The organism is Thermodesulfobacteriota bacterium (assembly GCA_034189135.1).
GTDB lineage: Bacteria > Desulfobacterota > Desulfobacteria > Desulfobacterales > JAUWMJ01 > JAUWMJ01.
In genome coordinates this window covers 58,276-66,270 of sequence record JAXHVO010000130.1, presented here as the reverse complement: position 1 = coordinate 66,270, position 7,995 = coordinate 58,276, and the positions used below count along the sequence as shown (strand labels likewise).

Annotated in this window: 5 protein-coding genes; 1 reads left to right on the top strand and 4 read right to left on the bottom strand. The window is 40.0% G+C overall.

Annotated elements, in window-relative coordinates:
• The 4 genes from SWH54_19485 to SWH54_19470 form a co-directional block, all read right to left on the bottom strand.
• On the bottom strand, positions 1–1,177 hold a 1,177-nt coding region (locus tag SWH54_19485), incomplete at its 3' end, for a hypothetical protein (GenBank protein ID MDY6793451.1).
• Positions 1,178–1,295: 118 nt separating this feature from the next.
• The gene (locus SWH54_19480) at positions 1,296–1,808 is read right to left on the bottom strand and encodes a chemotaxis protein CheW (GenBank protein MDY6793450.1); all 513 of its coding nucleotides are present in this window, start codon (positions 1,806–1,808) and stop codon (positions 1,296–1,298) included.
• 155 nt (positions 1,809–1,963) lie between these two features.
• Positions 1,964–3,229 carry a PAS domain S-box protein gene (locus SWH54_19475; protein MDY6793449.1) on the bottom strand — a complete coding sequence of 422 codons (1,266 nt, stop codon included), beginning with the start codon at positions 3,227–3,229 and terminating at the stop codon, positions 1,964–1,966.
• 545 nt (positions 3,230–3,774) lie between these two features.
• Entirely contained in the window at positions 3,775–6,522 is a 2,748-nt protein-coding gene (locus tag SWH54_19470) for a PAS domain S-box protein (protein ID MDY6793448.1), read from the bottom strand.
• 376 nt (positions 6,523–6,898) lie between these two features.
• Between SWH54_19470 and SWH54_19465 the strand changes: the two genes are divergently transcribed.
• A complete protein-coding gene (locus SWH54_19465; protein MDY6793447.1) occupies positions 6,899–7,924 on the top strand; it encodes an IS630 family transposase in 1,026 nt (341 codons plus the stop codon).
• Positions 7,925–7,995 lie beyond the last annotated feature (71 nt).

Here is a 7,995-nt window from a genome sequence, read left to right as displayed (position 1 = left end):
CTTCCATAGAAGAAACATCTTCATCACTTGAAGATGTTTCTTCTATGGAAGCCGCCTGCTCTGAAGCGCCTTCCGCCTGTGACTGGCTTGCAGATGAAATTTGCCCTGAAGCAGATGCCACCTCTTCAGCACCCTCGCTCAAACCCTCGATTATTTTTTTCAATACATTATTGATGCCTGCTGAAACAAACCAGCCAAAGGTCAGGCTGACTAACACCAATACAGCAGAGATGATAATAATAAGCCACCGTGCTGATTTTTCCATAGCAATGGCCTCAGAGGAATACTGCACCATCTGTTCATTGGATCTATTCTTGAGGGCGTTAACTGCTTCACCCATATCCTTTTGGATATCTCTGAGATCTTTCCTTACAAGATTCTTTAACTCAATTTCCACCTGCTGCGCAGCTAGTACTTTATCAAATATTGTTTCAAACGATGCATAGTAATCCCTTCCCACACTTCTTATCTCTCCGGTGACTGATGAATTAAATTCTTGATATGCTTCCTTTAGCCTGTTAATGTATCTTTTATCAGATCTTTCAAGTATATTTTTTTCCTGTCCTCTTATCTCGGCGACAAGAAGTTTTGTTTGTTGATCATTTGCCAGTTCCTCCATCCTGCGACCCGTTTCCACTATTTTTTTAACAACACCATGACTGTTTTCCTTTGTGTCATACCAGCCTATGACGTTGACAAATTTCAGGCACTCTTTTTTCTTGGCAAGAATTCTATTGCAAACATTCTTGAAATCTATAAAAATGCTTGATGCTTTTTTAGTTAAGGCTTCAATTTGACCGCCCCTTCGACATGACGGAATGGACAACCCCTCTAGCCCTTTAATCTGTTTGCCGAGATCCTGGTTCCCATCCAACATGGCTTGTTCCAGTATCTTATATTCGCTGAATTTATTCTGAACTCGCTGCGCATACATGTTAAAATTGTCAATATTTCTTTCCACACCATTAACTTCGTTAATATTGACTCGTGTGTTAATAACAACGCGTTCCATTGTATTTGCAACTTGTGCCTGGGGTACACGCACATTCGATATTTGCTGATAGGTATGACCGGTTGCATTAAACCTGTTGATAAAAAAGATTGACAATCCTGCAACCATCAAGGACAGGATAATGGTCATACCAATTAGTTTTTGCTTGACTGTTAAATTTTTCATTCTGATTCCTTTTAAATTAAAAGTTATAGATAGTCTAAGCCGCATAGCCTTTTATTTCTGTTCTGAAATAGAACAGAGTAAAGCAACGGGCAGTCTTATTTTATTAACAAATTCATTCTTATGCCGCCTTTTCCAAAGCGATAATTTCGTCATCATTTAACACTTTATCGATATCGAGAAGAATCTTTACACCACCCTCGATTTTTGCCATTCCAAGGATATATTCCGTGTCCAGCTTTGTCCCGAACGTCGGTGTTTCCTCGATATTTTCGCCTTTGATGTTCAACACCTCCGATACCGAATCTACAACGGCTCCGATCTGCACTGTCTCCGCCTGCCTTTCGATTTCGACTACAATGATGCATGTCCTGTCATTGTATTCCATATCTTCCATTCCGAATCGCAGCCTTAGGTCCATTACCGGTATCACTTTGCCTCTGAGATTAATAACTCCTTTCACAAACTCCGGCGTACGGGGCACTGATGTAATGGGCATCATCCCGATGATCTCCCTGATTTTTAGAATCCCGATGCCGTATTCTTCGTTTGCCAATGTAAAGGTAAGGTATTTCCCTTCCTTGTCAGCCATTGCCTTTACCGCCTGATCCATTGTTTCTGCTAATTCTGCCATTTGTTTTCACCTCCTTTATTTGGTTTTGTAAAAATAAATTTAGATAACATCCTACAATTGAAAATAGTTGCTTTGGAATTAGCAATTATATCGGTGGGATATGAAAAAAGCTTTAATTGAAAAAATCATGACTTAATACTGATATAAAATCAGTACTATTGAAAAGACAAAAGGTGGGTGCGCAGATTGATTTTTTTATTTTGCAAGCCTAATTTATTTCTTAGGTGATACCGGTGGGTTAATATGGTACTAATTGAAAGGTTCAATAAGTTTGCTATTTCCTTATTGGTTTTGCCATCTTTAACAAGGGACGCTACCCTGATTTCCATAGGGGTAAGGCCGTAATACCTTGAGGATACTTTCCCTATGAAGGGAGAAATGATACTTGTCAGGTTTGACTCAATGATTTCAATAAAGGTTTCCTGGCTCCGGGTAAGGCCACTGGTTTTTATCTTTTCAATATAGGGATTAATCAGTTCCTTAATGTTTAAAATTACATTTTCACCAAACTCTTTTATGTCTTTATCTCTTTGGTTAAGCAGAACTTTAAGGGCAACATTGACTTCCTCAAGATGGGTGGTTTTCTCCTGCAGTGCCTCTTCCATCTGCTTACGGTCGGTAATATCAATCGCCAACTCAAAACGAACCATCTTCTCATTTGGCCACCGAAGCGCACGGTCTATGCATCTATACCATTTTCTATTGACTTCGTTTTGATACTCCCAAAAATAAGTCTTACCTATGTTTTTCCCAAAAATCTCATCGTTCGAGCAAAATGGGCAGGGGGAATCCCGATTTTGCAGAATTTTATGGCAAGTCTCTCCGATCCGGTTTCCCCAGATCTCTTTGGCAGCTCTGTTTAGATAAAGCAGTTCTTTTGTTTCTGGGTCGGCGACGTAAATCCCCTCATCCATCCCATCACACAGGGCAAGGAGTTGGTCATGCTGCTGTGCGCACTTCTCTTCCGCTCGTTTTCGTTCGGTGATGTCGGTTACTGTTACGATCTGCCCTTTGGAGGGGTCTGATGGGTCCAAGGAACTTCCTCGTAGCATGCAATCAAAAACAGTACCATCCTTTCGAACCCATCGTGTTTCCATCTGACCGGTTCCTGACTCTTTAATGCCATCGTAGAGTTCTTTGCCCACCCGCATAAACTCTTTATCATTCGGGTAGAAAATTCTGACACCTTGCCCCAAAAGGGAGTCTTGGTCATAACCGACCATGTGGTACACCGTATCGTTAGCCCAATTCATTTTGCGGTTTACGACCAGACCAATTCCCACGGGGGATGTATATAGAACTGCCTTCAAATTTTTCTCGCTTTCCAGCAATGCCTCTTCTGCCCGCTTGCGCTCAAATGTTTCTTTTTTTAATTCCTCGACCCTTTGTTCCAATTCTTCATAAGTTGGTTTTTGGGCCATTAAATTTCCTCCAATGCTTCTTAATAAAGGGGCTTGTAAACGTTTTTAGCTTTGTTTGAGCCTTTATTAAATAAAGGTTTATTCTAAGAGTTTTGGTAAATTTCCAACACAGATTCAAGGGAATACAAGAGGATTAACTTTTGTAGAGGAGATTATATTCTGTGCTTGTATTTGAATAACACGAGAAAATCAGAACTTCAATTATTTTCAATTATGGAGAGGGATTAAGATGTTGATTCTGTCTTGAAATGGGTTGCTTTTTGGAAAATATGGCCATTCAATGTGCTTTTTGTCATAAAAGCGATACCAGATATAGTTTTCCACTGTACGACATAAAATGGTGATTGACTAATGCTGAAATATTTATCGCTTTTATCCGAAATATTTATTACATTTGGATATAATTTTTATGTGCATTTTTTTTATCAAAACATCTTTGAAAAACGTCACGAATTAGGCAAATTGTCAAGCATGATTCTGGAAAGAAGATAACAACGTGTATCCATAACTGAAAAGGGGTTTAATGAATAATCAGACACCCGTTGTTATCTTTCCAATTCGGTTTTCAGGGCTAAACCGATCTTTTCAAAAGTGTATGGTTTTTTAATATATGCTCCGGCGCCAAGTCTTTGAACCTCTTTGACCCGGTCTGTTTCGGAAAATCCACTTGCAACGATTGCTTTTTGGCCCGGATGTATTTCGAGGATTTTCTGGTATGTGTCAAGGCCATCCATGCCCGGGTCCATAATCATATCTAAAACCAGCAAATCTGCTGAATTGTTTTTTATGTATTCAACAGCTTCTTCACCGCTTGAAACGGAAGTGACAAAATAGCCCAATGTTTTTAACATTTGAAATGCGATTTCCCTTTGTTCCTTAATATCATCAACCACTAAAATTGTTTCGCCTTTGCCTATGTAATCTTTAAGCGATATCGAGACTTTCTCTTTAGCAATTTCTTCTCTTGTTACAGGAAAATAGAGTTCAAAAGCGGTTCCTTTTCCTACAGTGCTTTCTAAATTTATATATCCTTGATGGTCTTGAACTGTGTTCCATACGATAGTCATTCCCAATCCTGTACCGCTTCTGCCCATTTCTTTTTTTGTGTAAAAGGGTTCAAATATATTTTGGAGGTCCTCAACCGCGATTCCAGTCCCGTTATCTTGTATTCTCAGGACAGCAAAATCCCCTTCATCTATGTGATCATACCCCTTTATTGGACTGTCAACATATCTGTTTTCAGTAGAGATTATGATCCTACCGCCACCGGACAGCGCTTCTGCTGCATTGGAGAGCAAATTCATCACCGCTTTCTTTAAGTGAACCGGAGAACCTATTATATTGAGAAGATCAGGTTCAAGATTCGTCTCAATATCAACACCGGGGTGATAGCTAATAACCTTTTTATTTTCGGGTGATCTTAAATGATCAGAAACAATATCGTTTAAATTCAAAGTTTCATTGACAATAACACCCCTTCTTGTAAGATCTAATAAATCCTGGACGATTGCAACGGATTTTAAGCCCGAATTCATTATGGCCTGCAGAGGTTTTCTCATCGGGCTTTCTTCGGGAAGCGTCATTAACAATAACTCAGGATAATTTATAATCCCGGACAATACATTATTGAGATCATGGGCGACACCTCCGGCAAGAATGCCCAGTGCCTCCATTTTTTGAGAGCGAACCAGCTTTTTCTCTAAACCCTTTTTTTCTTCTTCTGCTCGTTTCCGGTCATCAATATCGGTCAGCAGGCCTTGCAGGCCATAAACACCCTTTTCATCGAAGACCGGCTTGCTGGAAGAGTATACCCAGCATATTTCTCCGGATTTTTTGTATACTCTGTACTCAGTCGGAACTTTTATTCCGGCGAGAGCTTTCTGGAAACGACCCATCACCAATTTCAGGTCTGCTTTATATATGATTTCCTGAATCGACTTGCCAATGACCTCGGAAGGGCTATAACCCAAAATGGATTCTATAGCAGGACTGACATAGACAAGAAACCCGCTCTTATCAACGGTAAAAATGACCTCGTTCATGTTTTCAACAAGATCGCGATACTTCTCTTCGCTCTTTCGCAGCGCATTCTCCGCATGTATACGCTCGGTAATATCTCTGCCTACGGCACAGATATTTAAAGGATTGCCCTCATGGTCCCTAAACAAGTCGCCAGTAAACTCGTAAGGGATACTTTTTCCCTCTTTAGTAACGACGGATGCCTGGTTGCTGGCATGTCCTTCTTGTAGCACTATCCCAATATTATCTATCACGAGCTGAATGTCTTCGCCTGAAAAAAAGTCGGTCGCTTGCATCAAGGATATTTCCTCGTCGCTGTAACCTGTGACCTGACTAATGGTTTTATTCCATCGGAGAATTTTTCCTTCTAAGTCAATCACCAAAAAACCATCCGTGATGGTATCCAGCATATTATCAATGAAAGTCTTCTCATTTTTCAGTTCGTCCTTTGCCTGTTTAAGAGAAGTGATATCATATACAGTACCTTCTATCCCTATAAATTCCCCTTCTTTAGAAAAAAGCGACGTCTTATAGTCTTCAACCCAGCAAACATTGCCGTCTTTAGTTATGATTCGATATATTTGAACCATATTTTTCGGTACTTTTGTTAGTTCGGAACCTTGTCTAAAGACTCTTTCCTTATCATCTAGATGTATAAGGCTAAGCCATTTGTCTTTTTTAGAATCAATCTCATCACTGGTGTAACCGCAGATTCTCTCACTACCGCTTAAAAACTTCGTTGACCAATCAGGTAAAGCGCTATAAACCATACCCGGGATATTCTGAACCAGAGTCTTATATTTTGTTTCACTTTCCCGCAATGCATCCTCAGAACGTTTGCGCTCTTCGATTTCCAACTGAAAATTGATGTTGCTTTCGTTGAGTTCAGCCGTACGTTCCTTGACTTTGTGTTCAAGCTCCTTGTAAAGCTTTTTGAGCCGGTTTTCAGTTTCTCTGAGTTTGATAATATTTGGCATCCATTTCCATAGGCCTATGGCAAGTAAGAAAAAACCCAGCAAATAGCCGATAACTTTTTCTAGAAAGGCCTGATACGGAGTATCGCCGATGATGATAAACCGGTCTAATGCTGAAAAATTATCCGTAATATCTACAAATACCCCAAAAAGAATCAATGCAAAACCAGCTTTTATATATCTCCAACCCGCATGCTGAGGGATATGTTCCTTTTTGCTACTGGTATGAAGGAATAAAATGATCGCACTAATAATAATGAATTGAGTAATTTCTAATATAATATCAAACATGTTTTCCATAACAGCAACTATGCTCCTGGGGCGATTTTTCACATACTCAATACCCGTTGAGATAAAATATTCATCGCTTTTTTCCGCAATGTTTATTATACTCTTATATAATTTTAAAACCAATTATTTTTTTCAAAGATGTTTTGAAAAATGCTGGTAAAAAGGAGAATTGTCAAGCAGTGTCAAGACCGTCCCCGGTCACTTTTAACAATTTTAGGGGTTTAGATTTATCACCCCCCTACAGTTCCGATAGAAAGCAAGATTTGGCGTTAAGGCTTACGGGCATAAAGGGTTGAAATCATACACTTTCTACAATATTATAACGCGCTGAATTTATTGTAAATAAATCTAGACTTTTGTGTATTTATGTGCCATATAGTAAATTATGGCACGGCCCTTACTCATTCCCTATCCGGAAAATGCTTCTATTGAGGAACTTAAGCAGGTTGCCCGGATAGGCTCCAGTGAAACAACTATACGCTGTACAGCCATTCAAATGCTTCTGGCTGGTGCTGACAGAGAACTGGTGCGCAACTCACTTTTAATAACCAACCGAGCATTGAGAAAGTGGATCAATCGTTTCAATCATTCCGGTGTTGACGGAATTATCGCTAAAAAAAGACCCGGCCGGACCGAAATTATCAGACCAGAGCAGAAAAGCGAACTTGCCGAGCTGATAGATCAACCGCAACAGGCGGAGCGAACATTCTGGACTGCAAAAGCCTTTCATGGATACATTAGCGATGTGTATCAGGTCGAATGCAGCTATCGGACAGTGGTTCGTTTTTTCCATAAACAGGGTTTTGCCTTAAAAACACCTCAACCATGGTCCGATAAACAAGACGAGCAATTGCGGGAAAACTTTTTGCAAGAGCTCGAACAGTTGTTTAATCAACCGGATGTAGACATCTGGTTTGCAGACGAGTCCGGATTTGAAGGGGATCCTCGCCCCCGAAGACGATGGGACAAAAAGGGAAGGAAAACCCGGATAACAAAAAACGGCGGTCACCTGAGAATGAATGTAATCGGGATGGTGTGCCCGCGTACAGGACAGTTTTTTGCCATTGAAGCATCTCATTCCGATTCGGCTACCTTCCAGGCTTTCTTGGATGAGGCGAATAAAATCGTTTCATTTCAAAGAACAAAAAACGTTTTGATTATGGACAATGCCTCATGGCACCGAAAAAATACGACCACCTGGCATGGCTGGCAGCCAAAATACTTACCACCCTATTCACCAGACTTGAATCCGATTGAACGGATTTGGAATATTATGAAAGCACGCTGGTTTAATAACCATGTCTGTAAAAATGAAGAAAAATTACTTGAGCGTTTGGATCTAGCTATTTTGGATATTATCGACAACCCAAAATCAACTCAAAAAACAACTGCTATCGGAACGTTATTTTGACAAATACTATAGCGCTTATGCTCCCAAAGGGAAAGGGTTTTTTCTTTTTACCTGTTTATCAAAAATGATTG